General features: G+C 63.8%; 28 protein-coding genes and 2 tRNA genes. 7 read left to right on the top strand and 23 right to left on the bottom strand.

Translation table 11 applies throughout. The annotated features are described in order from the left end of the window. Nucleotides 1-2 precede the first annotated feature (2 nt). Genes pcaC through LDZ26_RS05155 form a run of 6 tightly spaced genes read right to left on the bottom strand, consistent with a single transcriptional unit; the run spans nucleotide 3 to nucleotide 5,172 of the window. A complete protein-coding gene (gene pcaC, locus LDZ26_RS05180) occupies nucleotides 3-395 on the bottom strand; it encodes a 4-carboxymuconolactone decarboxylase (RefSeq protein WP_244848468.1) in 393 nt (130 codons plus the stop codon). After that, nucleotides 392-1,186 (bottom strand): 3-oxoadipate enol-lactonase, encoded by a 795-nt coding sequence (gene pcaD, locus LDZ26_RS05175; protein ID WP_244848466.1) that lies wholly within the window; start codon nucleotides 1,184-1,186, stop codon nucleotides 392-394. The genes pcaC and pcaD overlap by 4 nt, the downstream gene beginning before the upstream one ends. 4 nt (nucleotides 1,187-1,190) lie before the next feature. After that, nucleotides 1,191-2,567: a 3-carboxy-cis,cis-muconate cycloisomerase gene (locus tag LDZ26_RS05170; RefSeq protein ID WP_244848465.1), complete on the bottom strand. Its 1,377-nt coding sequence runs from the start codon at nucleotides 2,565-2,567 to the stop codon at nucleotides 1,191-1,193. Nucleotides 2,568-2,571: 4 nt separating this feature from the next. Continuing rightward, the gene (gene pcaF / locus LDZ26_RS05165) at nucleotides 2,572-3,774 is read right to left on the bottom strand and encodes a 3-oxoadipyl-CoA thiolase (protein ID WP_244848464.1); all 1,203 of its coding nucleotides are present in this window, start codon (nucleotides 3,772-3,774) and stop codon (nucleotides 2,572-2,574) included. Between the two features lie 27 nt (nucleotides 3,775-3,801). Then, complete coding sequence (locus LDZ26_RS05160) at nucleotides 3,802-4,458, bottom strand: 3-oxoacid CoA-transferase subunit B (RefSeq protein WP_244848463.1); 657 nt, start codon at nucleotides 4,456-4,458, stop codon at nucleotides 3,802-3,804. Nucleotides 4,459-4,470: 12 nt separating this feature from the next. Further along, nucleotides 4,471-5,172, bottom strand: coding sequence for a 3-oxoacid CoA-transferase subunit A (locus tag LDZ26_RS05155; RefSeq protein ID WP_175940087.1), 702 nt, complete (start codon nucleotides 5,170-5,172; stop codon nucleotides 4,471-4,473). A gap of 219 nt (nucleotides 5,173-5,391) precedes the next feature. Between LDZ26_RS05155 and LDZ26_RS05150 the strand changes: the two genes are divergently transcribed. The 6 genes from LDZ26_RS05150 to LDZ26_RS05125 all read left to right on the top strand — a co-directional run bounded on the left by LDZ26_RS05150 (nucleotide 5,392) and on the right by LDZ26_RS05125 (nucleotide 9,269). Continuing rightward, nucleotides 5,392-6,210: an IclR family transcriptional regulator gene (locus LDZ26_RS05150; RefSeq protein WP_244848462.1), complete on the top strand. Its 819-nt coding sequence runs from the start codon at nucleotides 5,392-5,394 to the stop codon at nucleotides 6,208-6,210. A 21-nt stretch (nucleotides 6,211-6,231) separates the two neighbouring features. Then, nucleotides 6,232-7,155: a LysR family transcriptional regulator gene (locus tag LDZ26_RS05145; protein WP_244848461.1), complete on the top strand. Its 924-nt coding sequence runs from the start codon at nucleotides 6,232-6,234 to the stop codon at nucleotides 7,153-7,155. A gap of 43 nt (nucleotides 7,156-7,198) precedes the next feature. Continuing rightward, a complete protein-coding gene (locus tag LDZ26_RS05140; RefSeq protein ID WP_244848459.1) occupies nucleotides 7,199-8,089 on the top strand; it encodes a LysR family transcriptional regulator in 891 nt (296 codons plus the stop codon). A 103-nt stretch (nucleotides 8,090-8,192) separates the two neighbouring features. Continuing rightward, complete coding sequence (locus tag LDZ26_RS05135; protein WP_244848458.1) at nucleotides 8,193-8,582, top strand: hypothetical protein; 390 nt, start codon at nucleotides 8,193-8,195, stop codon at nucleotides 8,580-8,582. A 95-nt stretch (nucleotides 8,583-8,677) separates the two neighbouring features. Next, nucleotides 8,678-8,754, top strand: a tRNA-Pro gene (locus tag LDZ26_RS05130). 305 nt (nucleotides 8,755-9,059) lie between these two features. Further along, nucleotides 9,060-9,269 carry a hypothetical protein gene (locus tag LDZ26_RS05125; RefSeq protein ID WP_244848456.1) on the top strand — a complete coding sequence of 70 codons (210 nt, stop codon included), beginning with the start codon at nucleotides 9,060-9,062 and terminating at the stop codon, nucleotides 9,267-9,269. Between the two features lie 6 nt (nucleotides 9,270-9,275). Here LDZ26_RS05125 and LDZ26_RS05120 read toward each other — a convergent pair whose 3' ends face one another. The 15 genes from LDZ26_RS05120 to LDZ26_RS05050 all read right to left on the bottom strand — a co-directional run bounded on the left by LDZ26_RS05120 (nucleotide 9,276) and on the right by LDZ26_RS05050 (nucleotide 23,532). Then, a complete protein-coding gene (locus LDZ26_RS05120) occupies nucleotides 9,276-9,875 on the bottom strand; it encodes a short chain dehydrogenase (RefSeq protein ID WP_244848455.1) in 600 nt (199 codons plus the stop codon). A gap of 127 nt (nucleotides 9,876-10,002) precedes the next feature. Beyond that, nucleotides 10,003-10,386 carry a MerR family transcriptional regulator gene (locus LDZ26_RS05115; RefSeq protein ID WP_244848454.1) on the bottom strand — a complete coding sequence of 128 codons (384 nt, stop codon included), beginning with the start codon at nucleotides 10,384-10,386 and terminating at the stop codon, nucleotides 10,003-10,005. 83 nt (nucleotides 10,387-10,469) lie between these two features. Continuing rightward, the gene (locus LDZ26_RS05110) at nucleotides 10,470-10,877 is read right to left on the bottom strand and encodes an integration host factor subunit alpha (RefSeq protein WP_159835930.1); all 408 of its coding nucleotides are present in this window, start codon (nucleotides 10,875-10,877) and stop codon (nucleotides 10,470-10,472) included. A gap of 47 nt (nucleotides 10,878-10,924) precedes the next feature. After that, nucleotides 10,925-13,357 (bottom strand): phenylalanine--tRNA ligase subunit beta, encoded by a 2,433-nt coding sequence (gene pheT, locus LDZ26_RS05105; protein ID WP_244848453.1) that lies wholly within the window; start codon nucleotides 13,355-13,357, stop codon nucleotides 10,925-10,927. Between the two features lie 77 nt (nucleotides 13,358-13,434). After that, a complete protein-coding gene (pheS, locus tag LDZ26_RS05100; RefSeq protein WP_244848452.1) occupies nucleotides 13,435-14,448 on the bottom strand; it encodes a phenylalanine--tRNA ligase subunit alpha in 1,014 nt (337 codons plus the stop codon). Nucleotides 14,449-14,642: 194 nt separating this feature from the next. After that, complete coding sequence (gene rplT / locus LDZ26_RS05095; RefSeq protein WP_008350196.1) at nucleotides 14,643-15,002, bottom strand: 50S ribosomal protein L20; 360 nt, start codon at nucleotides 15,000-15,002, stop codon at nucleotides 14,643-14,645. A 25-nt stretch (nucleotides 15,003-15,027) separates the two neighbouring features. Continuing rightward, nucleotides 15,028-15,225: a 50S ribosomal protein L35 gene (gene rpmI / locus LDZ26_RS05090; RefSeq protein ID WP_004191477.1), complete on the bottom strand. Its 198-nt coding sequence runs from the start codon at nucleotides 15,223-15,225 to the stop codon at nucleotides 15,028-15,030. 242 nt (nucleotides 15,226-15,467) lie between these two features. After that, a complete protein-coding gene (infC, locus tag LDZ26_RS05085; protein ID WP_175940639.1) occupies nucleotides 15,468-15,995 on the bottom strand; it encodes a translation initiation factor IF-3 in 528 nt (175 codons plus the stop codon). A 47-nt stretch (nucleotides 15,996-16,042) separates the two neighbouring features. Further along, nucleotides 16,043-17,950: a threonine--tRNA ligase gene (thrS, locus tag LDZ26_RS05080; protein ID WP_206467992.1), complete on the bottom strand. Its 1,908-nt coding sequence runs from the start codon at nucleotides 17,948-17,950 to the stop codon at nucleotides 16,043-16,045. Nucleotides 17,951-18,252: 302 nt separating this feature from the next. After that, nucleotides 18,253-18,329: transfer RNA gene (locus LDZ26_RS05075), tRNA-Val, on the bottom strand. A gap of 105 nt (nucleotides 18,330-18,434) precedes the next feature. After that, entirely contained in the window at nucleotides 18,435-20,657 is a 2,223-nt protein-coding gene (locus LDZ26_RS05070) for a bifunctional (p)ppGpp synthetase/guanosine-3',5'-bis(diphosphate) 3'-pyrophosphohydrolase (RefSeq protein WP_244848451.1), read from the bottom strand. Nucleotides 20,658-20,692: 35 nt separating this feature from the next. Further along, nucleotides 20,693-21,046, bottom strand: coding sequence for a RidA family protein (locus LDZ26_RS05065; protein WP_175940075.1), 354 nt, complete (start codon nucleotides 21,044-21,046; stop codon nucleotides 20,693-20,695). Nucleotides 21,047-21,108: 62 nt separating this feature from the next. Further along, nucleotides 21,109-22,029 (bottom strand): alpha/beta fold hydrolase, encoded by a 921-nt coding sequence (locus tag LDZ26_RS05060; RefSeq protein ID WP_244848449.1) that lies wholly within the window; start codon nucleotides 22,027-22,029, stop codon nucleotides 21,109-21,111. Nucleotides 22,030-22,183: 154 nt separating this feature from the next. Then, a complete protein-coding gene (locus LDZ26_RS05055; protein WP_244848447.1) occupies nucleotides 22,184-22,825 on the bottom strand; it encodes a CoA transferase subunit B in 642 nt (213 codons plus the stop codon). Between the two features lie 2 nt (nucleotides 22,826-22,827). Beyond that, entirely contained in the window at nucleotides 22,828-23,532 is a 705-nt protein-coding gene (locus tag LDZ26_RS05050; RefSeq protein WP_206467987.1) for a CoA transferase subunit A, read from the bottom strand. A gap of 189 nt (nucleotides 23,533-23,721) precedes the next feature. Between LDZ26_RS05050 and LDZ26_RS05045 the strand changes: the two genes are divergently transcribed. Then, nucleotides 23,722-24,267 carry a LuxR C-terminal-related transcriptional regulator gene (locus LDZ26_RS05045; protein ID WP_244848445.1) on the top strand — a complete coding sequence of 182 codons (546 nt, stop codon included), beginning with the start codon at nucleotides 23,722-23,724 and terminating at the stop codon, nucleotides 24,265-24,267. 9 nt (nucleotides 24,268-24,276) lie between these two features. Here the strand turns inward: LDZ26_RS05045 and LDZ26_RS05040 are convergent, their stop codons facing one another. Then, nucleotides 24,277-24,735 carry a thioesterase family protein gene (locus LDZ26_RS05040; protein ID WP_244848443.1) on the bottom strand — a complete coding sequence of 153 codons (459 nt, stop codon included), beginning with the start codon at nucleotides 24,733-24,735 and terminating at the stop codon, nucleotides 24,277-24,279. 55 nt (nucleotides 24,736-24,790) lie between these two features. Beyond that, nucleotides 24,791-25,564 carry an SDR family oxidoreductase gene (locus LDZ26_RS05035; RefSeq protein WP_244848441.1) on the bottom strand — a complete coding sequence of 258 codons (774 nt, stop codon included), beginning with the start codon at nucleotides 25,562-25,564 and terminating at the stop codon, nucleotides 24,791-24,793. Nucleotides 25,565-25,762 lie beyond the last annotated feature (198 nt).

The raw sequence follows: 25,762 nt of genomic DNA, 5'->3' as shown, positions 1-25,762 counted from the left end.
GGCTACTGCCCGCCCGACCGCGCTTCTTCCTCGAAAATCTTCTGCGCGAGGTGGAACGCCGAATTCGCCGCAGGCACGCCGCAATAGACCGCGGTCTGCATCAGCACTTCCTTGATCTCGTCCTGCGTCACGCCGTTGTTCTTCGCGGCGCGCAGGTGCAGCGCGAGTTCTTCGCTGCGGTTGAGCGCCACCATCATCGCGATGGTGATGAGACTGCGCGTGTGGCGCGGCAAGCCTTCGCGCGTCCAGATCTCGCCCCATGCATAACGCGTGATGAAGTTCTGGAACTCGGTCGTGAGGTCCGTGCGGTTGGCGAGCGAGCGGTCCACGTGCGCGTCGGACAGCACCGCGCGGCGCACTTGCATGCCCGCTTCGTAGCGTTCGTCGTCGGTCATTGCTGTTCTCCGAGGAAGTCGAGCACGGCGTGCGTGTAGGCGTCGTGCTTCTCGATGTTCGACAGATGCGCGGCATCCAGTTCGACGTAGCGCGATCCGCCGATGGCGCCCGCGAGTTCGCGGCCCTGCTCGGCCGTCGTCGACAGGTCGTGCGTGCCCGCGATCACGAGCACGGGCAGCGCGATGGTCTTCGCTTCTTCGCGAAGGTCTGCGTCGCGGATCGCCTCGCAGTTGGACGCGTAGCCGTCGCCTGAGGTGTGGCGGAACACGTCGCGGATATTGGCGAGCACGAGCCGCTCACGCTCGATGAACGGCGCGGTGAACCAGCGCGCGATGACGCTATCGGTGAGCGCGGCCATGCCGCCCGTCTCGCGCGCTTTCGCGGCGCGCGGCGTCCACACGGCGTCCGATCCGATCTTCGCGGCCGTGTTCGACAGCACCACGCGCGAGAAGCGCTCGGGATGACGCGCGGCGAGCCCGATGCCGGTCAGGCCGCCCATCGAAAGGCCGCAGTAGTTCGCGCGCTCGATGCCCACATGGTCCATCAGCGCGACGACATCGCCGATCAGTTGATCGACGGTGTACGGGCCGGCCGGCACGTCCGAATGGCCGTGACCGCGCGTGTCGTAGCGCAGCACGCGGTAGTGCTTCGCGAACGCCTCGATCTGCGGCGTCCACATCGACACGTCCGCGCCGAGCGAATTCGAGAGCACGAGCCACGGCGCGTCGTTGCCGGCGGCGGCGTCGATCCGGTAGTGAATCCGGGTTTGGTTGATATCGGCAAAAGGCATGCTGTTATTGCTCCGAATCTTGGTCTTGATACTGGCGATGCTGCGCGATGGCGGCATCGACGAACGCCTGAGCCTGACCGACGTAGTTCGCCGGATCGAGCAGTTCCTTGAGACGCGCTTGCGACAGATGCGCGCTGACCGTTTCGTCCGTGGCGAGCACGTCGAAGAGCGACTGACCGCTCGCGACCGCCGCCTTCGACGCGCCTTCGACGAGCTTGTGCGCGTCGAGCCGGCCGATGGCGTCGCCGAGCGCGAGCATCACGGCCTCGCCGAGCACGAGGCCGTTCGTCGCGTTCAGATTCGCTGCGAGCCGTCCGACGTTGACTTCGAGCCCCGGCACGATGTCCTTCACGTTGGCGAGCGCGCCCGACGTCAGCCGCGCGAGGTCCGGCAACGCTTCCCACTCGGCTTGCCAGCCGCCGAGCGCGCGCTCGTGTTCCTGCACCATGCCCGCGAAGATCGTCGCGACGAGATTCGGCGCGCGCGTGGCCGCCGTGAGCACGGCCGCGCAGCCGACCGGGTTGCGCTTGTGCGGCATCGTCGACGAGCCGCCCTTGCCCGCCGCCGACGGCTCGGCCACTTCGCCGAGTTCCGTCTGCATCATGAGCGAAATGTCCCGCGCGATCTTGCCGAGCGTGCCCGTCAGCATGCCGAAGAACGACGCCGCTTCCGCGATCCGATCGCGCTGCGTATGCCAAGGCAGCGCAGGCAGCGCGAGGCGCAGATCGTCGGCGAGCGCGCGCGCCGTCGGCAGCGCCTTGTCGCGCAGGCTCGCGAGCGTGCCCGCCGCGCCGCCGAACTGGAGCGCGAGCGCGCGTGCGCGCACATCGGAAAGACGCGCGCGATGACGTGTCACCGCGTCCAGCCATTGCGCGAACTTTAGGCCGAGCGTGATCGGCAGCGCCTGTTGCAGCCACGTGCGGCCGATCATCGGCGTCGCGCGATGCTTGTCCGCCTGATCCGCGAGCGCGTCGGCAAGCGTGCGCAGGTCCGCGTCCAGCAGATCGAGCGCCGCGCGCAATTGCAGCACCACGCCCGTGTCGATGATGTCCTGGCTCGTCGCGCCCCAATGCACGTACTTCGCGGCTTCGCCGTCGCGCGTCTTGACGACGGCGGTCAACTGCTTGACGAGCGGAATCGCGAGATTGCCGCCCGCGGCCGCGCCCGACATCAGCGCCGCCGCGTCGATGTTGTCGGCGTCGCACGCGGCGACGATCGCATCGACGGCGCTCGCGGGAATCACGCCCGCTTTGGCCGACGCGCGCGCGAGCGCCGCTTCCACGTCGAGCATGGCCTGCACGGTGGCGCGCGGCGACCAGACCGCGTTGGCCGCTTCACTGCCGCAGATGAGGTCGGTCAGTCGTCCGGTGGAGTCGAACATGTCGTCAGACGCGTTCGATGACCATCGCAATGCCCTGACCCACGCCGATGCACATGGTGCACAGCGCGAAGCGGCCGCCGGTGCGTTCGAGTTGATACGTCGCCGCCGTCACGAGCCGCGCGCCGCTCGCGCCGAGCGGATGCCCGAGCGCAATTGCGCCGCCGTTCGGATTGACGCGCGGATCGTCGTCGCCGACGCCCAGCATGCGCAGCACCGCGAGCCCTTGAGACGCGAAGGCTTCGTTCAGCTCGATCACGTCCATCTGGTCGATGGTCATGCCAAGACGCGCGAGCAGCTTCTGCGACGCCGGACCCGGCCCGATGCCCATCACGCGCGGCGGCACGCCAGCGGTCGCCATGCCGAGGATGCGCGCGCGCGGCGTGAGGCCGTGGCGCTTCGCGCTGTCTTCGTCGGCGATCAGAAGCGCGCAGGCGCCGTCGTTGACGCCCGACGCATTACCCGCCGTCACGCTGCCGTCCGGGCGCACGACGCCCTTGAGCTTGGCCAGCGCTTCGAGGCTCGTTTCGCGCGGATGCTCGTCGCGATCGACGACGATCGCATCGCCCTTCTTCTGCGGAATCGTGACCGGCGTGATTTCCTGCGCGAGCGAGCCGTCCTTCTGCGCGCGCGCCGCCTTCTGCTGGCTGCGCAGCGCGAACGCGTCCTGATCTTCGCGGCTCACCTTGTAGTCGTCGGCGACGTTCTCGGCGGTCTCCGGCATCGAGTCGACGCCGTACTGCTTCTTCATCAGCGGATTGACGAAGCGCCAGCCGATGGTCGTATCGTAGATATCGGCCTGACGCGAGAACGCGCTCGTCGCCTTGCCCATGACGAACGGCGCGCGGCTCATGCTTTCGACGCCGCCCGCGACGAGCAACCCCGCCTCGCCCGACTTGACGGCGCGCGCCGCGATGCCGATCGCGTCCATGCCCGAACCGCAGAGACGATTCACCGTGGAACCGGGCACGCCGACCGGCAGGCCCGCGAGCAGCGCCGACATGCGCGCGACGTTGCGGTTGTCTTCGCCCGCCTGATTCGCGCAGCCGTAGATGACTTCCTCGACAGCTTCCCAGTCCACTTCCTTGTTGCGCTCCATCAGCGCGCGCAGCGGCACGGCGCCCAGATCGTCCGCGCGCACCGACGACAGCGAGCCGGCGTAGCGGCCGAACGGCGTGCGGATCGCGTCACATACGAATGCATCTTTCATCGCTTGCTCCAAATCTAGATATGTTTCTCAGGCTGCCTCGGAAATGGGCGCGTACTGAAGCGGCACGTTGGCCAGCTTCTGCAATTCCTCGAACGACAGACCGTCGACGATCTCGCGCACGACGAAGCCGTCCGGCGTCACGTCGAACACGGCGAGGTCCGTGTAGACGCGGTCGACGCACTGCACGCCCGTCACCGGATAGGAACACTCGGCGACGAGCTTGCTTTCGCCCTGCTTCGTGAGCAGTTCCATCATCACGTAAACCTGCTTGGCTCCGATGGCGAGGTCCATCGCGCCGCCGACAGCCGGAATCGCGTCGGGCGCGCCGGTGTGCCAGTTCGCCAGATCGCCTTTCGCCGACACCTGGAACGCGCCCAGTACGCAGAAATCGAGATGGCCGCCGCGCATCATCGCGAACGAATCCGCGTGATGGAAGAACGCGCCGCCCGTCAGCAGCGTGACGTGCTGCTTGCCGGCGTTGATGAGTTCGTCGTCCTCTTCGCCTTTCGCCGGCGCCGGTCCCATGCCGAGCAGTCCGTTCTCGCTGTGCAGGAAGATTTCGCGATCGGCCGCGAGATGATTGGCCACGAGCGTCGGCACGCCGATGCCCAGATTCACATATGCGCCTTCGGGAATGTCCGCGGCCACGCGCTTGGCCATTTCGTCACGAGTCAGTTTCTTCATGGCATCTGTCCTTTATGCGGCTTCGGCGGCGAGTTCGGCGGCATGCACCGCTTGCGGCACTTCCACGACGCGCTGCACGAAGATGCCGGGCGTCACGATGTGTTCCGGGTCCAGTTCGCCGAGCGGCACGACCTTCGAGACCTGCACGATGGCCGTCTTCGCGGCGCTCGCCATGATCGGCCCGAAGTTGCGCGCCGTCTTACGATAGACCAGATTGCCCCAGCGGTCGCCCTTGAACGCCTTCACCAGCGCGAAGTCCGCGTGCAGCGGCGATTCGAGCACGTAATGCTTGCCGTCGATCTCGCGCGTTTCCTTGCCTTCCGCGAGTTTCGTGCCGTAGCCGGTTGGCGTGAAAAAGCCGCCGATGCCCGCGCCCGCCGCGCGAATGCGCTCCGCGAGATTGCCCTGCGGCACGAGTTCCAGTTCGATCTCGCCCGCGCGGTAGAGGGCGTCGAAGACGTGCGAATCCGTCTGCCGCGGAAACGAGCAAATGATCTTGCGCACGCGCTTTGCCTTCAGGAGCGCGGCGAGCCCGGTATCGCCGTTGCCCGCGTTGTTGTTCACGATGGTCAGCTCGCGCGCGCCCTGCTCGATGAGCGCGTCGATCAGTTCGGACGGCATGCCCGCCGTGCCGAATCCGCCGATCATGATGGTCGCTCCGTCGTGAACATCCGCCACCGCGGACGCGAGCGATTCGAAAATCTTGTTGATCATTGCCGTTCTTCTCCGGTCCCGTTCGGCGCGCGCAGACACTACGCGCTGCTTCGAACTTCGGGTTTACCTGCGCGTCGGTGACGCTTGCGTGAGTATGTTCGATATGCGAACATGGATTCGTTTAGCGAACAACCGAATGGTAGTCCTGCGTTCGTTGCAGTGTCAACGAAACCCGCGCGATTCGCGGGTTTGTACGGAGCCAGAGCCGTCGAGAATGTCATGAATAACCTCCCAACGCCCTCTTCCGATACCGACGTGCAGGACGCGCCGTCGCGTCCCGGCGACGCCTATGTGCAGTCCTTCGCGCGCGGCCTGGCCGTGATCCGTTCGTTCGATGCAAGCCGCCCCGCGCAGACGCTTACCGATGTCGCCGCCGCCACGGGCCTCACGCGCGCCGGCGCGCGGCGCATTCTGCTCACGTTGCAGTCGCTAGGCTACGTGGAAGCCGACGGCCGGCTCTTTCAACTGACGCCGAAGATTCTCGATCTCGGCTTCGCCTATCTCACCTCGATGCCGTTCTGGAATCTGGCCGAGCCGGTTATGGAGGATCTCGTCGAGAAGGTTCACGAAAGTTGTTCGGCGGCCGTGCTGAACGGCGCGGAAATCGTCTATGTGCTGCGCGTGCCGACGCACAAGATCATCACGCAGAACCTGTCCATCGGCAGCCGTCTGCCCGCGTTCTGCACGTCGATGGGCCGCGTCCTGCTCTCGGCGCTCGACGACGCGCGGCTCGACGCGGTGCTCAACGCCAGCAACATCGTCGCGAGGACGCCGCATACGATCACCGACCGCAATGCGTTGAAAGACGCGATCGCGCTCGTGCGCCGCCAGGGCTGGGCCATCGTCGATCAGGAACTGGAAGAAGGACTGATCTCGATGTCCGCGCCGATTCGCGACCGGCAAGGCCGCGTGATCGCGGCGCTCAATATCAGCGGGAATGCACAGCGCAAGAACGCGAAGCAGATGGTGAAGGCGTTTCTCGACCCGCTGCAAAGCGCGGCGCAACGCGTATCCGAACTGGTCGCGCGACGCGGCTGACGGCGGCCCGCGCTCCACATCATGAACGACCTCGACCTGAACCTGATTCCGTTTCTCGTCGCCATCGAGGAAACGCGTAACGTGAGCCGTGCAGCCGAACGGCTCGGCGTGAGTCAACCGCGCGTGTCGACGGCGCTCGGGCGGCTGCGCGAGTACTTCAACGATCCGCTTTTCGTGCGCACGTCGCGCGGCATGGAACCGACGCCGCGCGCGCTCGCGCTCGTGCCTGCGGCGCGCGAGGCGCTGAGCCGCATCGAGCGCGGCCTGCTGGACACGCAGCATTTCGATCCGTCTTCCAGCACCGACACGTTCGCCATCGCGCTCTCGGATGTCGGCGAGATCGTGTTTCTGCCGCGTCTGTTGCAGGCGTTCGCGAAAGAAGCGCCGCACGCGAATCTGCGCTCGGTGTCGGCATCGCACGGCGAAGTCGAGCGCGGGCTCGCGTCCGGCGACATCGATCTGGCCGTCGGTTACTTCCCCGACCTGCACGGCAACAACTTCTTCCAGCAGCGGCTTTTCTCGCATCGCTTTATCTGCCTGATGCGGCGCGATCATCCGTTTGCGAATGCGCCGCTCACGCTCGAACGCTTCGTCGAATGCGGTCACGCGGTCGTGCGCGCGGAAGGTCGCAGCCAGGAAATCCTTGAGAATTATCTGGACAAAGAGCGCGTGCGACGCCGTGCCGTGCTGGAGACGCCGCACTTCATGAGCTTGCCGTTCATCCTGTCGCGCACCGATCTGATCGCGACGGTGCCGCATGCGATCGGCTTCGCGTATGTCGCCGAGCACGCGTCGATCACGCTCGCCGAGCCGCCGCTGCCGTTGCCGCGCTTCGATCTTAGGCAGCACTGGCATCGCAAGTATCACAACGATCCGCGCACGACATGGCTGCGTGGCGTCGTCGCCTCGCTCTTCAACGACGCGCTCGATGAATGGCCGAAGTGATCCGGCTAAGATCGCGCTTTCCCTTCCCTGCGGATTCTGAACGATGGATGCGCTCACCAGCCTGCGCGTGTTTCGCGAAGTGGTCGAAGCCGGCAGCTTCGTGAAGGCAGCCGAGCGCCTCGACATTTCGACGGCCATGACGAGCAAGCATGTCGCGAATCTCGAACGTCAACTCGGCGTGCGGCTGCTGAACCGCACGACACGGCACCTGAGCCTGACCGAAGCAGGCAGCGTGTACTACGAGCAGTCCCGCGAGGCGCTCGACATATTGCAGGCAGCCGAGGCGGCGGTCGGCGCACAGACCGCCGAGCCGAAGGGCGTGCTGAAGGTGACGGCACCGGGCTGGTTCGCGAATCGCCGGTTCGCGGATCTGCTCGTCGCGTATCAGGCGCGCTATCCCGGCGTGCTGGTCGACTTGCGGCTGGAGAACCGCTTCGTCGATTTGGTCGAAGAAGGCTACGACATGGCATTGCGCGCGACGTCGGAGCCGTCGCCTTCGCTGATCGTGCGGCCGCTCTGCACGATGCCGTTCGTGCTGGCCGGCTCGCGCGCTTATCTCGAACGTCACGGCGAGCCTCGCCATCCCGACGATCTCGCGCGGCATCGCATGGTTCTGCCGACTTATACGAACATCGAGTCCGTGACGCTTTCCGGCCCGGACGGCGCTGTCATCGTCAGAAATCAAGCCGTGTTGAAAACAAACGACACTTCGATGGCGCTACAACTGGTGAAAGCCGGCATCGGGCTCGCGTATTTCCCGCTGTGGATCGTCGAAGCGGAGTTGGAATCGGGCGCGCTCGTGCGCGTGCTGCCGGACTACGCGGCCTTTGCGCCAGCCGTCTACGCCGTGTACACGAGCCGCAAATACATGACGACGAAGGTGCGCACGTTCATCGACTTTCTCTCCGGGGCGCTGGCGGATCGGCCAAACTGATTAGGAATACTCTTATTCAAGCACAACGGGGCTGCGTGTGAAGATCGCGCCCGGCGTCCGGTTGGCGGGCGGCCGATCTCTTCAGCGCATGAGGCATCCGCACATGGACTTCCCCTGGGTTCCGTTGCTTTTCAATCTGTTACTGCTGGGCGCGGTGCTCTTCGCGTGCCGCACGGCCAACGCGGCGAGCGGCAAACCGGTCTGGAACGGCGCGCTCATCTACTGCGTCTTTTGCGCGCTGGCCATGGTCCTCGACTTCACTCTGACGATGGTGTTCGCGTCCGCGGGCTTTCATGCGCATACGCGGTACGAGGCCGTCGGGTCGCGCACGGCGTGGAGCGCGCGCGTGCTCGGCTATCTCGTTCCGTGCGCGGTGTCGCTGGTGCTGGCGCTGCGGTTCCGGCAGCGGCAACGGAGCGCCAAGCCGCGCGTCGTGGAAGCGAAGATGCCGGACATGGTGGAAGCAGATGCCACGTCGGCCGCGGCGTCGTAACGCATGAGCGGCAGAAGTGGATTCTTCGACGTTTGCCGTAAAAATCGCCGAAGCAGTTCTACTATCCGTTTCGCTCTGATATACTTTCGCTCTTTCGGGGCGTAGCGCAGCCTGGTAGCGTACCTGCATGGGGTGCAGGTGGTCGGAGGTTCAAATCCTCTCGCCCCGACCAAAAATTCAAAAGGCTCTCCGGCTTTCGGCCGGAGAGCCTTTTGTCTTATTCGGCTACGGTTTCCTCGTTTGGCCATGACGACGCTCCGCGTCGAGCGCGTGTCTCGCAACCGCCGCGGCGCGCGCGAATTCACTTGCCCAACAGCCACTTAAGCTCTAATGTTCGACTGACACATAAGGAGCGGCACCGCAATGCCTCTGTCCGCTTGCGCGACTGTCGATCACAGGCGCGCCCAGGCCAAATACACCCCATCCTCTTTGCGCAGTGAAATCGCCAGAAGGTTCGATGCGCGAAGTGCTGCGCGCGTGGCGCGCTTCGGCCGCATTTATCCCGGCGGAAGCCGCTATGTCTGCGTAAGCGCGCCCGACACAATACGCGGCGGCTTTTACGCGCTCTACTTCTTTCACCATGGCGCGAACGACTGGCGCATTTACCCGCCGCGCGGTATCGGGCCCAGCATCGTCTATTGGTCGGTCGCGGGATCGGAGAAAAGCGTCAAGGCCGCACCGGGCTGACGCCGCTCATCCTTTGGCGACGAGCAGCACTTGTCCGGTCATCGCTTCGTCGATCGTGCGCTTGTATGCCCGCGCCACATCTGCGGCCGGAATGCCGCCGGAGGGGTCCTTGCCCATCGACTGAAGCGTCTCGGCAACCCATCCCGGACTCACCACGTTGACGCGCATCGTGCCCTGCAACTCGAGCGCCGCCGCACGCGCGAATCCTTCAACGCCCGCGTTGACGATACTCACGGCCGCGCTGCCGATCATCGGCTGTTGAGCGAGCGTGCCGCTCGTCAGCGTGATGCAGCCGCCCGCGTCCACATGGCCGATCGCGCAACGCACGAGGTTGACCTGTCCCATCAGCTTGTTGGCGAGACTAAACGCGAAGTCGTCGTCGGAGAGCGAGTCGAGCGGCGCAAACTTCGCCGTCCCGCCGACGCATAGCACCCCGCCCACGTTGCCGACCTTCGAGTACATCGCCGCGATGCTCGCCTGGTCGGACAAATCCACAGCGACATCCGAGCCCTTGCGGCTCGCCGTTATCACATCGTGCTCGGGCGCCAGAATCCGCGCGATCTCGGTGCCCAGCAATCCCGTCGCGCCCACGATCAAGACTCGCATAAAGCCTCCCTGAAGAGAACGAGAAAGACACGCGGGTATCGTACAGCCGGCCTGCGATGCACGCTCGATACAAACGAAAAAGCCGCGATACGCGATCGCGGCTTTCTCGTGTTCATGCAACCGGCGCTCATCCGCCGAGCAGATCGATCACCTGCATGAGTTCCTTGCGAAGCTGATCGACGTCGACCGCCGGCTGCTGCGCCTCTGTCGCGCCGGACGACTCGGCGGACATGGCATCGTCGCCATTGGCGCGCCCTTGCGCGTCGAGCCGATTACGCGCGCCGTTGATCGTGAAGCCCTGCTCGTAAAGCAGTTCGCGAATCCGCCGGATCAGCAAGACTTCGTGATGCTGATAGTACCGCCGGTTGCCGCGCCGCTTGACCGGCCTGAGTTGCGTGAACTCCTGTTCCCAATAGCGCAGCACGTGCGGCTTGACACCGCACAGCTCGCTGACTTCGCCAATCGTGAAATAACGCTTGGCCGGGATCGGAGGCAAGACGACTTTTTCCATCGTCGATCAACCATCGTGGTGAGTGATGTCGATGAAGCGCGGCGGTCGGACAGCGGGATGCGCCCTCAGGCGCGAGATACGCGTCAGCGAGTCAGACTCGTCTCCGCTCCCGTTTCGACCAGCGCCTTCAACTTCTGGCTCGCGTGAAACGTGACGACCCGCCGCGCCGCGATGGGAATGGCTTCGCCAGTCTTCGGATTGCGTCCCGGACGCTGCGGCTTGTCGCGCAACTGGAAGTTGCCGAAGCCCGACAGCTTGACGCTGTCGCCGCTTTCGAGCGCGTCGCGGATGACCTCGAAAAACGCTTCGACCATGTCCTTCGCTTCGCGCTTGTTCAGACCGACGTGGTCGAACAGCATTTCCGCCAGTTCGGCCTTGGTGAGCGTCGGCGTGTCATTCGACAACGCGCCCGAAGTGGTGTTGTCTCGGGTCATGGCGCTACGCTGCGCCGAAAGAAGGGCTTCGAAATCACTCGAGTTCATTTGGTTCATATCGGTAAAACGGCAAATGCGTGTGAGACGGAGGGGCCAACTGCAGGCTATCCGCGCAACCGCGCGCCGTGTACTCGAGCCAGGCGATCCACCAGCGTGTTGATGGCCGTGTCGACCGTTTCGTCCTGAAGCGTGCCGCCAGTATCTTGCAACGTTACACGGAAGGCAAGACTTTTCTCGTGCGCTCCCAAACCGCCGGAAGTGTTTGATTTTGGACGGAATTCGTCGAAAAGCACAACCCGCGTGACGTACTTGCAGGCGGGCTCCGAACGGGCGTTTTCGAGCTCGTCGAGAAGCGCCTGCACGGGCACGTTCTGATCCACGACGACAGCGATATCACGTCGCACCGGCGGGAATTTCGATACTTCGGACGGCGTCGGCAGCGCACGTTCCATGAGCGCCTCGGCGTCGATTTCGAAGAGAATCGGCGCGTGCGGCAGGTCGTACTTCTGCATCCAGCGCGGATGCAATTCGCCGATCCAGCCGACCGCGCGCCCGGCTACGTCGATGCGCGCGCTGCGTCCCGGATGCAGCGCCGGATGCTCGGCCTTGACGAAGCGCGGCACGACCGGCGCGAACAGCGCCTCGACGTCGCCCTTCACGTCGAAGAAGTCGACTTGACGCGACGCCACGCCCCACTGCTCTTCGAGCGCGGGACCGTACGCGAGACCGCCGATGCGCTTGGGCTGCGCGAAGCCTTCCACGGTAAGTTCGCCCGCCTTCACCGATGCATCGCGCAGAAACACGCGCCCTGCCTCGAACACGCGGATGCGCTCCGCGCGGCGATTCAGGTTGTAGCGCAGCACGTCGAACAGACTGCCGAAGAGCGTCGTGCGCATGACCGAAAGCTGGCTCGCGATCGGGTTGATGAGCCTGACCGGATTGTCGTTGCCGGCGAAGTCCTTCTCCCACTCCGCGTCGACGAAGCTGAAGTTGACCGTCTCCGCATAGTCGCGCGCGGCAACGGCATGACGCAGCACGTGAATGGAGCGAACCGTCTCGTTCGTGCGGCGCATCTCGCTCGCGGCCACCGGCGGGCGCGCCGGAATCTTCTCGAAACCGTAGATGCGCGCCACTTCCTCGATCAGGTCCTCTTCGATCTCGATGTCGAAGCGATACGGCGGCGGCGTCACCTTGAAGGTGTCGCCGTCACGTTCGAACGCGAGGTTCAGGCGCGTGAAAATCTGCGCGATCTCCTCCGCGCCGATCTCGACGCCGATGATGCGATGCGCGCGCCCGACGCGCATCGTTACCGGCCGACGCTCGGGCACGTTGAGGATCTGGTCGTCGACCGGACCGGCTTCGCCGCCGCAGATATCGAGGATCAGTTGCGAGATGCGTTCGATGTGCTCGACGGTCGTCGAATAATCGACGCCACGCTCGAAGCGATGCGCTGCGTCCGTCGAGAAGTTGTACTTGCGCGCCCGGCCGCGGATCGCGTCGGGCCACCAGAACGCGGCTTCCAGATAGATGTTCGTGGTATCGAGCGAGACGGCCGTGCTGTCGCCGCCCATGATGCCGGCGAGACTTTCGACTTGGCGGTCGTCTGCGATCACGCCGACGGTTTCATCCAGCTCGACGGTGTTGCCGTTCAGGAGTTTCAGCGATTCGCCCTTCTTCCCCCAGCGCACTTCGATGCCGCCGTGAATCTTGTCGAGATCGAACACGTGCGTCGGACGGCCGAGTTCGAGCATCACGTAGTTCGAAATATCGACGAGCGCGGAGATGCTGCGCTGGCCCGCGCGTTCGAGACGCTCGACCATCCATTGCGGCGTCTTCGCGCGTGCATTCACGCCGCGAATCACGCGGCCGGAGAAGCGGCCGCACAAGTCCGGCGCCAGCACCTTGACCGGCAGCTTTTCGTCGAGCGCCGTGTTGACGGGCGGCATGTCGAGCGTCTTCAGCGGTGCGCCGGTGATCGCAGCCGTTTCGCGCGCGACGCCGAACACCGAGAGGCAATCCGCCTTGTTCGGCGTGAGCTTGATTTCGAAGACGGTGTCGTCGAGGTTCAGCGCCTCGCGGATGTCCTGACCAACCTTCGCGTCCGCCGGGAGAATCAGCAAACCGCTGTGGTCTTCCGACAGCTTGAGTTCGCGCGCCGAGCACAGCATGCCCTGGCTGTCGATGCCGCGCAGCTTCGTCGGCTTGATGGCGAACGGCTCGCCGCCTGCTTCGACCGGCGGCAACACCGCGCCGATCAAAGCCACCGGCACCTTGATGCCCGGCGACACGTTCGGCGCGCCGCAGACAATGTTTAACTGCTCGCCCGTGCCGGCATCGACCTGGCAGACGTTGAGCTTGTCGGCGTTCGGATGCTTCGCCACTTCCAGCACTTGCCCGACGACGATCTTCGCGGTCGGCGGCGCGACCGGGCGCAGGTCTTCGACTTCGAGACCGGCCATCGTCAGCGCGTGAGCGAGTTCGTCGGTGGAGAGCTTGGGATCGACGAAGCTACGGAGCCATGATTCGGGGAATTGCATGTGTGTCTACGTTCGAATGAGGTGGTGTCTCGCGCCCGATGCTTCCGTGAAGACCGGGCGTCGCGGGCTGTGCGGCTTCAGGCGAACTGGCGCAGGAAACGCAGATCGTTTTCGAAGAAGAGGCGCAAGTCCTGCACGCCGTAACGCAGCATGGTCAGGCGCTCGAGCCCGCTGCCGAACGCGAAGCCGATGTACCGCTCCGGGTCCAGGCCCATGTTGCGGATGACGGTCGGATGCACCTGCCCCGAGCCGGAGATTTCCAGCCATTTGCCCGCGTTCTTGCCGTGCTCGAACATCATGTCGATCTCGGCCGACGGCTCCGTGAACGGAAAATACGACGGGCGGAAGCGCACGAGAATGTCGTCGCGCTCGAAGAATTTCTTGAGGAAATCGGTGTAGACGCCCTTCAGGTCCGCAAAGCTGATGTTCTCCTCGATCCACAAGCCTTCGACCTGATTGAACATCGGCGAGTGCGTGGCGTCGCTGTCCACGCGATACGTGCGGCCCGGCACGATCACCTTGATCGGCGGCTTGTTCATGCGCGCGTAGCGCACCTGCATCGGGCTCGTGTGCGTGCGTAGCAAGAGCGGGCGTTCTTCGGCGTCCTTGCCATCGACATAGAACGTGTCCTGCATCGAACGCGCCGGATGATTCTCCGGGCTATTCAGCGCCGTGAAGTTGTACCAGTCGGTCTCGATCTCGGGACCATCGGCCACGTCGAAACCGATTGAGCCGAAAATCTGCTCGACGCGTTCCCACGTGCGCATGACCGGATGCAGCGTGCCCACGCCCGCGCCGCGCCCGGGAAGCGTGACATCGATGGCTTCGGCGGCGAGCCGCTGGTTCAAGAGCGCATCGGCCAGCGCCTGACGGCGCGCGTTGAGCGCGGCCTCGACCTGCTGCTTCGCCTGATTGATGCGCGCGCCTTCGGTTTTCTTCGCTTCGGGATCGAGCTTGCCCAAGCCCTTCAGCAGTTCGGTCAGCGCGCCGGACTTGCCGAGAAAGCGGGCCTTCTCGTTTTCGAGCGTCGTGGCATCGGTGGCGTGTTCAAAGGCGCTTTTCGCGTCGGCGACAATCTGGTCCAGATCCATTGATCCCATCTTTTCAACGTCGAAAGTTCTAGTCTGATTTGCGGTTTTGCGCGTGACCTGTGGACAATCCAAGTCATGCGCAAAACCGTCCGGCCAACAAAAACGGGGCTCGGTGAGAGCCCCGTTTTCTGCCTTTGCGCAACCGTCTACGACACGGCGGCGCTCAGGCAAACCACGCAGTACTAATTTCGCAATTAGGCTGCGACGGCGGCTTTCACCTGCTTGACGATCGCAGCAAAAGCAGCCTTGTCGAACACAGCCATGTCAGCCAGCACCTTGCGGTCGAGTTCGATCGAAGCCTTCTTCAGGCCGTTGATGAACACGCTGTAGGTCATGTCGTGCTGACGCACCGCCGCGTTGATACGCGTGATCCACAGTGCGCGGAACACACGCTTCTTGTTGCGGCGATCGCGGTAGGCGTACTGCCCAGCGCGCATGACCGCCTGCTTGGCGATGCGATAGACGTTATTGCGACGGCCGCGGTAACCCTTGGCCAGACGAATGATCTTCTTGTGACGGGCCCGTGCGGTAACCCCACGTTTTACTCGAGGCATGTTGCTCTCCTTAAGTTAGATGAGGTTAGGCGAACGGCAGCATTGCGCGGACGGAGTTCAGATCGGAATCATGAACGGCCGTGGCGCCACGCAGATGGCGTTTGTTCTTGGTGGTTTTCTTGGTAAGAATGTGGCGCTTGAAGGCCTGACCGCGCTTGACGGTACCGCCCGGACGCACCACGAAGCGCTTTGCAGCACTCTTCTTGGTCTTCATCTTCGGCATGAAACTACTCCAGTTTATTAGATGGTCATGGGTGTGCGGCTGATCTTCGCGTACCGGCCAAGATCCCTTCCCGCCCTTCGAAACCCACGCTCCACTTGTATGCGGACGATCTCGTTTGCAGACCGCCGCTTTTCATGAACCGCGCCGCTGAACCGGCACGCTTCTGAAAACCGCTGGCGATGCCGCGCTGGCCGCCCTGTCCGCAGACCGGGCGGCGCGCGATCCATCGCTTACTACTGTGCTTACTTCGCCTTCTTTTTCGGCGCCAGCACCATGATCATCTGGCGGCCTTCCATCTTCGGCATCTGCTCGACCTGGCCAACTTCGTCCAGATCCGCCTTCAGGCGTTCGAGCATGCGCATGCCGATTTCCTGGTGCGCCATTTCGCGCCCACGGAAACGCAACGTGATTTTCGTCTTGTCGCCGTCTTCGAGGAAGCGCGTGAGGTTGCGCAGCTTGACGTTGTAGTCACCGTCATCCGTGCCGGGGCGGAATTTGACTTCCTTCACCTGCACGATCTTCTGCTTCAGCTTTGCCTCGTGCTGCTTCTTCGCTTCCGAGTACTTGAACTTGCCGTAATCCATCAAACGGCAGACAGGCGGCGAGGCCTGCGGCGCGATTTCGACGAGATCCACGTCGAGCTGTTCCGATTGACGGAACGCCTCGGCCAGTTTCACGATTCCGAGCGGCTCGTTGTCCACTCCGACCAAGCGCACTTCCGGCGCAGTAATTTCACCGTTGATGCGATGTGACGACTTATCAGTAGCGATGTTACGTTTCCTCTAAAAATGAAAAAACTAGCCGCGCTGCGAGTGACTTACTTGAACGCCCGCACTTCCTGCTGCAGACGTTCGAGGAATGCGTCGACCGGCATGACGCCGAGATCGACACCGCCACGAGCACGCACGGCCACGGTTTGCGCCTCACGCTCCTTGTCACCGACAACCAGCAAATACGGGACCTTTTGCAGCGTGTGCTCGCGTATTTTATAGCTAATCTTCTCGTTGCGCAAATCGGCCTCAACTCTAAGCCCTTGTTTTTGCAACGATTGGACTAGCGATGCCGCGTATTCGGTCTGACTTTCGGCAATATTCAGCACGACTGCCTGCACAGGCGCGAGCCACGGCGGCATTGCACCGGCATGGTGCTCGATCAGGATGCCGAGGAACCGCTCCATCGAACCGACGATCGCGCGGTGAAGCATGACCGGGCGGCGGCGGCTGTTGTCCTCAGCGACGTACTCCGCGCCGAGACGCTCCGGCAGCACCATGTCGAGCTGCAGCGTGCCGCACTGCCAGGAGCGGCCGAGCGCGTCCTTGATGTGATACTCGATCTTCGGACCGTAGAACGCGCCCTCGCCTGCCAGTTCTTCCCACTTGAGACCGCACGCGGTCAGGGCTTCGCGCAGGCCCTGCTCCGCGCGGTCCCAGATCTCGTCGGTGCCGGCGCGCTGCTCCGGGCGCAGCGACAGCTTGATGTCGATGTGCTCGAAGCCGAAGTCCTTGTACACGCTCATGGCCAGCGTGTTGAAGGCGATCGACTCGGCGATGAACTGGTCTTCGGTGCAGAAGATGTGCGCGTCGTCCTGAACGAAGCCACGCACGCGCATGAGACCGTGCAGCGCGCCCGACGGCTCGTTGCGGTGGCACGAGCCGAACTCCGCGTAGCGCAGCGGCAGATCGCGGTACGAGCGCAGGCCGTGGTTGAAAACCTGCACGTGGCCCGGGCAGTTCATCGGCTTAATCGCGTAGTCGCGCTTTTCCGATTCGGTCGTGAACATGTTCTCACGATAGTTCTGCCAGTGACCCGACGCTTCCCACAGCGAACGGTCCATGACCATCGGAGTCTTGATTTCCAGATAGCCGGCTTCGTTCACGCGACGGCGCATGTACTGCTCGACCTGTTGCCACAGCGACCAGCCCTTCGGATGCCAGAACACCATGCCCGGCGCCTCGTCCTGCAAGTGGAACAGGTCGAGTTGCTTGCCGAGCTTGCGATGGTCGCGCTTTTCCGCTTCCTCGAGCATGTGGAGATACTGGTCCTGGTCTTCCTTCTTGGTCCAGGCGGTACCGTAAATGCGCTGCAATTGCTCGTTCTTCGAATCGCCGCGCCAGTAAGCGCCCGCGACCTTCATCAGCTTGAAGACCTTCAGCTTGCCGGTGGACGGCACGTGCGGGCCACGGCACAGGTCGATGAAGTTGCCGTGCGAATAGAGCCGAATCTCGTCGGACTCCGGAATCGACGAGATGATTTCGGCCTTGTACTGCTCGCCGATGCTCTTGAAGTACTCGACCGCCTCGTCGCGCGAGACGACGCGGCGCGACACCGGCTCGTCCTTCTTCGCGATTTCCTGCATGCGCTTCTCGATCTTCTCGAGATCTTCGGGCGTGAAGGGGCGGCTGTACGAGAAGTCGTAGTAAAAGCCGTTGTCGATGACCGGTCCGATGGTCACCTGCGCTTCAGGGAAAAGGTCCTTGACCGCGTAGGCGAGCAAGTGCGCCGTGGAGTGGCGAACGACATCCACGCCTTCCGGGTCTTTGTCGGTGACGATGGCGAGCGAAGAATCGTGGTCGATCACGAACGACGTATCGACGAGCTCGCCGTTCAGCTTGCCGGCGAGCGCCGCCTTGGCGAGGCCCGCGCCGATCGATGCCGCGACTTCCGCGACGGTCACCGGGTGGTCGTATTGGCGGACCGACCCATCAGGCAAACGTACCGAAACCATTTCGTTCTCCAGGACGCCGGCGCACGCCGAGCGAGTTCGAATAAGCACTGGCCCGCGGTGTCGAGAAACAGAAACCGAGGGACAAAAAAAATGCGGCCCCGCTTTCGAGGGGCCGCATTCACTTTTCACACATACCGCGAAACAAAAAGGGCAGAAGGCGAAAGAGGTCCTCGACTAGCGTCGCTCCGAATATGTTTCGGTCAACGTTCGAAGTGCCATTTCTTTGTTCGCCTTTTGCGCCTTCGCGCTTCTTGCGGAGTGAAACTCCGTGAACCGATGATTCGCCGAAGTCTCGTTTTCGTTGGTAGGCTCGATTGGACTCGAACCAACGACCCCCACCATGTCAAGGTGGTGCTCTAACCAGCTGAGCTACGAGCCTGAAAGAAGTGAGATTATATGGAGCGTTTCGTATTTTGGCAAGTGTTTCTGCACATGAATCGCGAAAACATTCGCCGATCCGTTCAACTTTCCGCGCTATCAAGCGCTAGGCGCGCCGCGACGCGCGGATGACGCCCGGCACTTCGCCGAGCAACGTGCACGCGCGCTGGATCTGCGCCGCGTTCGACACCTCGACCGTGAACTGCATGAAAGCGATGTTTCGCCGGCTCTGGCTTTTCACGCCGATCACGTTGATCTTCTCCCGCGCGAACACTTCGGAGATATCGCGCAGCAGCCCCTGCCGGTCCGCCGACTCCACCGCGAGATCCACCGGATAAACCGACGATCCGCGTCCGTTCATCACCTCTGCGGACCACGTCGTATGCAGCACGCGCTCCGGCGAGCGATGCGCCATGCGCTGGAACGTCGCGCAGTCGGTGCGGTGAATCGACATGCCTTTGCCGCGCGTGACAAATCCGGCGATCGGATCGGGCGGCGCGGGACGGCAGCAGCGCGCGAGCTGCGTGAGCAACGCGTCGACGCCGACGACCAGCACGCCCGTCGACGCGCCGTGCGCCACGCTCTGCCCGCTGCTGCGCTTTTCGAACTGCGCGGGCGCTTCCGGCTCCGGCTCGGGCGGCGGCGCGTCCGAGAGCGCCTGCTCGATGTTCCGAAGGCTGAACTCGTCTTTCGCGACGACCGCGTATAGCTCCTCGGGCGCCTTGAAGCCCAGCTTGGCCGCGAGCTGATCCAGATTGACCGAGGTCTTACCTTCGCGCTGCAAGGTCTTTTCGACGATCGCGCGACCCTGCGCGACGTTCTCCGCCGCGTCGATCGCGTTGAACCACGCGCGCACTTTCTGCCGCGCGCGCGGGCTATGCAGATAGCCGAGCTGCGGATTGAGCCAGTCGCGCGACGGTCCGCCCTCCTTCACCGCGATGATCTCGACGGTCTGCCCGTTTTGAAGCGGCGTGTTGAGCGGCACCATTGCGCCATCGACACGCGCGCCCCGGCAGCGATGCCCGAGCTCGCTATGCAGGTGATACGCGAAATCGACGGCCGTCGAACCGTGCGGCAGCGCGATCACGCGTGCCTGCGGCGTCAGCACGTAGATGTGGTCGTCGTCGAGCGTGGCGTCGCGCAGATGCTGCCAGCCGGGACGATCGCCCTCCACGTCGTCTTTCCACGCAAGAAGCTGACGGAGCCAGGCGATCTTTTCGTCGTACTTCTCGCTTGCCATGACCTGGCCCGCGTAGCCGCGCGCGCCGGCCTCCTTGTAACGCCAATGCGCGGCCACGCCGTACTCCGCGAACTGATGCATCTCGTGCGTACGAATCTGCACTTCGAATGCGCGTCCGTCGTCGCCGACGACCACCGTATGCAGCGATTTGTAGCCGTTCGGCTTCGGCCGCGAGATGTAATCGTCGAATTCGCGCGGCACCGGCTGCCACAGGTTATGCACGATGCCGAGCACCGTGTAGCAATCCTTGATATCGCCGACGATCACGCGGAACGCGCGCACGTCGTTCAGTTCCGAGAAGTCGAGCTGCTTGCCGCGCATCTTCTTCCAGATGCTATAGATATGCTTCGGCCGGCCGCTCACTTCGGCCTTGATGTGCGCGGTATCCAGTTCCTTTTGCAGCCGCGCGATGGCCTCGGTCACATACGATTCGCGCTCGATGCGCTTTTCGTCGAGCAGCTTGGCGATGCGCTTGTAGGTAACCGGGTCTTCGAAGCGAAACGACAGATCTTCGAGTTCCCATTTGAGCTGCCAGATGCCGAGACGGTTGGCGAGCGGCGCGTAGATGTCGAGCGTCTCGCGCGGCACCTCGGGCGGCGGCTCTGTCTTGTTCGCGGCGTGGTAGCGCAGCGTCTGCAGGCGCGAAGCGAGCCGGATCAGCACCACGCGAATATCCTGCGCGAACGCGAGCAGCATCTTCCGCAGCGATTCGACCTGCGCGCGCCGCGCCGCCTGCGCGTCGCGTGTGTTGTCGGGCAACGCGGCGAGCGTCGCACGGGAACTGACCGAGCCTAAGCGCAAGAGCTTACGCACATCGCTCACGAGCCGCTGCACTTCCGGCCCGAAGCGTTCGGCGATCAAGGTCTCCGGATTGTCGAGATGCGGCGCGAGCGCGAACAACGCGGCGGCGGCGACCGCATGCGGGTCGACGTTGAGCGTCTGCATGATGCGCGCGGTGCCGGCGGCGTGGTCCGCGAGCAATTCGCCCGTCGAGAGCCGCGCGTCCTTCGCGTGCTCGCGCACGAACGCGAGCGCGTCGTCGAACGACGGCTCGGGCAGCGTGTCAGCGGGGGCGGTGCTCTCGGTCATACGGTAAAGCCACGACGGTCGTAATGCTGACCGGTTCAGCTGCGCTGCGCAGCCACCACAACGACTTCGACGAGGCAAGCCGGGTTCGCGAGCTTCGCCTCGACGGTGGCGCGCGGCGGCGTGTGGCCCGGCGCGACCCACGCGTCCCACACGGCGTTCATGCCGGCGAAGTGCACCATGTCCGAGATGAAGATCTGCACGGACAACAGGTGCGACTTGTCGCTGTTCGCCTCTTCGAGCAGACGGTCGATGTGGCCCAGCACTTCGCGCGTCTGGCCGGTGATGTCCTGATCGGTGTCCTCCGCGATCTGGCCTGCGAGATACACGGTGCCGTTGTGAATCGCGATCTCGGAAAGGCGCGCGCCGACGTGATGACGAGTAACTGCCATGGGTTATCCAGTCCTGTGATGAGTTCAAAAACGAGACAGAGCGTCACGCGCTCAGCCCGTTATTATGCCCCGCGGCCCTCGTTTTCGAGAAAGAAGCGCTGCGCGACGGCGATCTGCTCGCTGTCGAGAAACGCGGGCGCATGGCCGGCGTTCGGCACTTCCACGCTCGATACCGCCTGCCCCTTCTCGACCATCTGCGCCACGGTCTCGCGCGACAGCAGGTCCGAGCTTTCGCCGCGCACGACGAGCACCGGCGTCGCGATCGACGCGAACGAATGCCACAGAAACGCCTCGCCCGCCGCGTTCTGTTCGTCCGTGGCCTCGGAGAACGGCGCGGCGATGCCCGGGTCGTAGCGGAACGTCCACACGCCGTCGCGCTCGTGCAGAAGCGGCGCGTTGATGCTCGCCCACTCCTCGTCCGTGAGCGGCCCGAAGGACGCCGCGAGCGCCGCCGCGTGCCGGATGCCTTCATCCAGCGTCGCAAAACGCGCGGGCTTGCCAAGATAGCTGCGGATACGCTCGAGCGCGACCGGCTCGATATGCGGCCCGACATCGTTCAGGAGCAGCTTGCGGATGGGCGTGTTCTTCAATCCGCCGAGCACCATGCCGATCAGCCCGCCCATCGACGTGCCGAACCAGTCGACCGTTTCGACATTGAGCCGCGCGATCAGCGTGGCCATGTCGGCGACGTACTGCGCGAGACCGTAATAGCGCGAATCGGCAAGCCAGTCCGAGAGGCCGCGGCCCACCACGTCCGGGCACACCACGCGATACTCGCTCGCGAACGCCTGCGCGACCTTGTCGAAGTCGCGGCCCGAACGCGTCAGGCCATGCACGCAGAGCAGCACGCGCGGATTCGCGGGATCGCCCCACTCGGTATAAGCCATGCGATGCAGCCCCGCCGGACTCGCGCACTGCACGAAACGCTGGCGCGGCGCGGTGAGCGTGGAATGCGAAGCCTCGACGACGATGGATGCGCTCATGGAGATTCCTCGTGGAAGTTGTCCGATCGATTCTAAAGCGTCCGGCGCACGGCCGAGCGTCGTTAGCCGAACGGACGATGCCTTGCGCGCCCCAAAAGCAAAGCGGGCGAAGCCTTCCGCCCCGCCCGCTTCCGAACCGCGTTCTCTTGCAAACTTACTTCACGCTGCTCACGTCGAGCGGCGCGCCGGTCTTGCGCTGAATCTCTTCGACGGTCACGCCGTCGGCTAGTTCGACGAGCTTGAGGCCGCTATCGGTCACGTCGATCACGCCGAGATCGGTGATGATGCGATCCACGACGCCCACGCCCGTCAGCGGCAACGTGCATTCTTCGAGAATCTTGTGCTGGTCGCCCTTCGCCACATGTTCCATCAGCACGACGACGCGCTTCACGCCCGCGACGAGGTCCATGGCGCCGCCCATGCCCTTGATCATCTTGCCGGGGATCATCCAGTTGGCGAGGTCGCCCTTCTTGCTGATCTGCATCGCGCCGAGAATGGCGAGGTTGATGTGGCCGCCGCGAATCATCGCGAACGAATCCGCCGACGAAAAGATCGACGAACCCGGCAGCGTCGTCACCGTCTGCTTGCCCGCGTTGATGAGATCGGCGTCGACTTCTTCCTCGGTCGGCGACGGCCCGATGCCGAGCAGCCCGTTCTCCGATTGCAGCCACACTTCGACGCCCGGCGGCACATGGTTCGCGACGAGCGTCGGCAAGCCGATGCCCAGGTTCACATAGAAGCCGTCCTGCAATTCCTTCGCCGCACGCGCGGCCATCTGGTCACGAGTCCAAGCCATGGTCATTCTCCTTTCGCGCGGACGATGCGTTGTTCGATGCGCTTTTCCGGATGCGCATTCAGGACGAGCCGTTGGACGAAAATGCCCGGCGTGTGGATCGCGTCCGGATCGAGTTCGCCGACTTCCACGATCTCTTCCACTTCCGCGACGGTGATCTTGCCGGCCATCGCGCACATCGGATTGAAGTTGCGCGCCGTGCGGCGATAGATCAGATTGCCGGACTTGTCGGCTTTCCACGCCTTCACGAGCCCGACGTCCGCCGTCAGCGAATGCTCCAGCACGTAGTGATTCTCGCCGAACTGGCGCGTTTCCTTGCCTTCCGCGATGATCGTGCCGTAGCCGGTATTCGTGAAGAACGCCGGAATGCCCGCGCCGCCCGCGCGCAGCTTCTCAGCCAGCGTGCCCTGCGGCGTGAATTCCAGCTCTAGTTCGCCGGCCAGATATTGCCGCTCGAATTCCTTGTTCTCGCCCACATAGGAGGAGATCATCTTCTTGATCTGGCGCGTCTCCAGCAAGAGGCCGAGGCCGAAGCCATCGACGCCCGCGTTGTTGCTGATGCACGTGATGCCCTTCACGCCCGAATCGCGCAGCGCGGCAATCAGCGCCTCGGGAATGCCGCACAAGCCGAATCCGCCGACGGCGAACGTCTGCCCGTCCTTGACGATGTCATCGAGCGCCGCTTTCGCGCTGGGATAGACCTTGTTCATCTGTTTGTCCCTTCCATGTTGAACCCGACTAAAGAACCGGTTTTAGCGCCGCCCGATATCGCGCGGCGGCGTTTTGATCTGGCCGAAAGGGTACGCTGCGCGATCCATCCTGCACAATACGCAAAAATACATAAGTCATTGCCCGCGCCCGGCCGTTGCTTGCAACGCCGGCGGGGCGCCGGAATCGACATGCGTGAACTGGACTATCAAACCGCGTTTCATCTCGCGCCCGTCGGGCTCGTGTTGTCGCGAGAACGCAGCATCGAAGACTGCAACGAGGAAGTCTGCGCGATTTTCGGCGCCACGCGCGAGACGCTCATCGGCTGCTCGTTCGAGGTGCTCTATCCGACGCCGGACGAATTCGCGCGCATTGGCGAGCGCATCGCGGCGCATATCAGCGGCCGCGGCACCTACAGCGACGACCGCATCATGAAACGCGCGAACGGCGAACTCTTCTGGTGCCACGTGACCGGCCGCGCGCTCGACCGCGCCGCGCCGCATGCGGCGGGCGTCTGGACGTTCGAGGACCTGAGCGCGACGCGGCGCGTCGCCATCGAACTGACGCCGCGCGAGCGCGAGATTGCCGCGCAGCTCGTTACGGGCAAGACGAGCAAGCAAATTGGCCGCGTGCTCGATATCAGCCCGCGCACCGTGGATATCTACCGTGCACGGCTCATGCGCAAATACGACACCGGCAATGCAACCGAGCTTTTGCAGCGGCTGCTCGGCAATTGAGCCGCGCGATCAGGACGCGACGGGCGCGGCGGTTTCGATCATCTGACGCAGCAGATCGGGAATCGGCACCGACTTGCCCGCCGCGTAATCCACCCACACGACCTTCGCCGCGCCGCACGCGTACAGCGTGCCCGGCGCATCGGCGCGATACAGCTCGAAGTGCGTGTCGAAACTGCTGCGTCCCGGCTTGCCGACCGACATGCGCGCGATGACGTCGCCCGGATAGTGCAGCTGCTTCAGAAACTCCATCGACGCATTCACGATGACGGGCCCCTGGCCCTCGCCGTTGCCGCCCGCCGCGCCGATCTGCTCGAACCACGAAATGCGGACCTGCTCCATGTAGCGGAAGTAGACCGTGTTGTTGACGTGCCCGAAGGCGTCCATGTCGCCCCAGCGGATGGGCATGGACATCTCGAAGACCGTGTGAAATTCGGGGTCCGCGTTCTTGGGCGTATTGGTGTTGCTCATTCAACCTTCCAGTGTCTGATAACAGCGCGCCGCGCGGCGTTTGCCCGCGCGATGCTCATAGTGAAAAACCGTCGTCCGCCGAAATGACCGAGCCATTCATGAATTGCGATTCGTCGGCTGAAAGCAGCAGCAAAAGGCCGTCCAGGTCTTCGGGCGCGCCGACGCGCCGGCGCGGCAGCATCGACACGAGCTTCTGGCCCTGCTCGGTCTTCCAGTGGTGGTGATTGATCTCGGTGTCGATATAGCCCGGGCAGATCGCGTTCACGTTGATGCCGTGGCGGCCCCATTCCATTGCCATGGCCTTGGTCATCTGCACGACGGCGGCCTTGCTCATGGAATACAGGCCGATTTGCGGAAACACGCGCAGCCCGGCCACGGAGGCGATGTTGATGATGCGATAAGCGGGCTTGGCCGCGCCGTTGCCGCGCATGATCATGCGCTTGGCCACTTCCTGCGCGACGAAGAACGCGCCGCGCACGTTCGTGCCGAAGACGAACTCGAAGTCCGCCGGGGTCACGTCGGTCAGCTTCTGCGTGGTGGAGACGCCCGAGTTATTGACGAGAATGTCGATGGTACCCGCTTCCGTCTCGGCGTGCGCGACGGCGGCCTTGACGCTCAGGTAGTCCGTGACGTCGAGCGACACGACGTGCGCGGCGCCGCCGGACGCCTCGATTTCGGCGCGCAGTTCCTTCAGCCGCTCGACGCGGCGGCTCGCGAGCACCACTTTCGCGCCCGCCTGCGACAGCACCTGCGCAAAACGCTTCCCAAGCCCACTGGACGCGCCGGTAATCAGCGCGACCTTGCCTTCCAGGTTGATCGAACGGCCCATTGTGCTTCCTTCTTGTACGGTTGATGCAGCCTTGCGGGGGACGCGGGCAGCGCGAGGCGCGCGGTCGCGCCACTTGGCGTAGACACCGATATCACGGTATTACGGAAAATAGTACGATCGTGCAGATCAGGACGCCTTCGGTTGCAGCCCGCCTGACGTTCGCTGACAATACGCGATCCTGGAAGGCCATTCTAACGG

It is taken from the genome of Caballeronia sp. SL2Y3 (genome assembly GCF_022879575.1).
Taxonomy (GTDB): domain Bacteria; phylum Pseudomonadota; class Gammaproteobacteria; order Burkholderiales; family Burkholderiaceae; genus Caballeronia.
The sequence above is the reverse complement of the archived record's forward strand: the minus strand, read 5'-3'. Positions and strand labels throughout refer to the sequence as shown.

Excerpts from the sequence above, each read along its gene's own strand:
- pcaC (WP_244848468.1), bottom strand. The coding sequence starts at position 395 with ATGACCGACGACGAACGCTACGAAGCGGGCATGCAAGTGCGCCGCGCG.
- pcaD (WP_244848466.1), bottom strand. The coding sequence starts at position 1,186 with ATGCCTTTTGCCGATATCAACCAAACCCGGATTCACTACCGGATCGAC.
- LDZ26_RS05170 (WP_244848465.1), bottom strand. The coding sequence starts at position 2,567 with ATGTTCGACTCCACCGGACGACTGACCGACCTCATCTGCGGCAGTGAA.
- pcaF (WP_244848464.1), bottom strand. The coding sequence starts at position 3,774 with ATGAAAGATGCATTCGTATGTGACGCGATCCGCACGCCGTTCGGCCGC.
- LDZ26_RS05160 (WP_244848463.1), bottom strand. The coding sequence starts at position 4,458 with ATGAAGAAACTGACTCGTGACGAAATGGCCAAGCGCGTGGCCGCGGAC.
- LDZ26_RS05155 (WP_175940087.1), bottom strand. The coding sequence starts at position 5,172 with ATGATCAACAAGATTTTCGAATCGCTCGCGTCCGCGGTGGCGGATGTT.
- LDZ26_RS05150 (WP_244848462.1), top strand. The coding sequence starts at position 5,392 with ATGAATAACCTCCCAACGCCCTCTTCCGATACCGACGTGCAGGACGCG.
- LDZ26_RS05145 (WP_244848461.1), top strand. The coding sequence starts at position 6,232 with ATGAACGACCTCGACCTGAACCTGATTCCGTTTCTCGTCGCCATCGAG.
- LDZ26_RS05140 (WP_244848459.1), top strand. The coding sequence starts at position 7,199 with ATGGATGCGCTCACCAGCCTGCGCGTGTTTCGCGAAGTGGTCGAAGCC.
- LDZ26_RS05135 (WP_244848458.1), top strand. The coding sequence starts at position 8,193 with ATGGACTTCCCCTGGGTTCCGTTGCTTTTCAATCTGTTACTGCTGGGC.
- LDZ26_RS05120 (WP_244848455.1), bottom strand. The coding sequence starts at position 9,875 with ATGCGAGTCTTGATCGTGGGCGCGACGGGATTGCTGGGCACCGAGATC.
- LDZ26_RS05115 (WP_244848454.1), bottom strand. The coding sequence starts at position 10,386 with ATGGAAAAAGTCGTCTTGCCTCCGATCCCGGCCAAGCGTTATTTCACG.
- LDZ26_RS05110 (WP_159835930.1), bottom strand. The coding sequence starts at position 10,877 with ATGAACCAAATGAACTCGAGTGATTTCGAAGCCCTTCTTTCGGCGCAG.
- pheT (WP_244848453.1), bottom strand. The coding sequence starts at position 13,357 with ATGCAATTCCCCGAATCATGGCTCCGTAGCTTCGTCGATCCCAAGCTC.
- pheS (WP_244848452.1), bottom strand. The coding sequence starts at position 14,448 with ATGGATCTGGACCAGATTGTCGCCGACGCGAAAAGCGCCTTTGAACAC.
- rplT (WP_008350196.1), bottom strand. The coding sequence starts at position 15,002 with ATGCCTCGAGTAAAACGTGGGGTTACCGCACGGGCCCGTCACAAGAAG.
- rpmI (WP_004191477.1), bottom strand. The coding sequence starts at position 15,225 with ATGCCGAAGATGAAGACCAAGAAGAGTGCTGCAAAGCGCTTCGTGGTG.
- thrS (WP_206467992.1), bottom strand. The coding sequence starts at position 17,950 with ATGGTTTCGGTACGTTTGCCTGATGGGTCGGTCCGCCAATACGACCAC.
- LDZ26_RS05070 (WP_244848451.1), bottom strand. The coding sequence starts at position 20,657 with ATGACCGAGAGCACCGCCCCCGCTGACACGCTGCCCGAGCCGTCGTTC.
- LDZ26_RS05065 (WP_175940075.1), bottom strand. The coding sequence starts at position 21,046 with ATGGCAGTTACTCGTCATCACGTCGGCGCGCGCCTTTCCGAGATCGCG.
- LDZ26_RS05060 (WP_244848449.1), bottom strand. The coding sequence starts at position 22,029 with ATGAGCGCATCCATCGTCGTCGAGGCTTCGCATTCCACGCTCACCGCG.
- LDZ26_RS05055 (WP_244848447.1), bottom strand. The coding sequence starts at position 22,825 with ATGGCTTGGACTCGTGACCAGATGGCCGCGCGTGCGGCGAAGGAATTG.
- LDZ26_RS05050 (WP_206467987.1), bottom strand. The coding sequence starts at position 23,532 with ATGAACAAGGTCTATCCCAGCGCGAAAGCGGCGCTCGATGACATCGTC.
- LDZ26_RS05045 (WP_244848445.1), top strand. The coding sequence starts at position 23,722 with ATGCGTGAACTGGACTATCAAACCGCGTTTCATCTCGCGCCCGTCGGG.
- LDZ26_RS05040 (WP_244848443.1), bottom strand. The coding sequence starts at position 24,735 with ATGAGCAACACCAATACGCCCAAGAACGCGGACCCCGAATTTCACACG.
- LDZ26_RS05035 (WP_244848441.1), bottom strand. The coding sequence starts at position 25,564 with ATGGGCCGTTCGATCAACCTGGAAGGCAAGGTCGCGCTGATTACCGGC.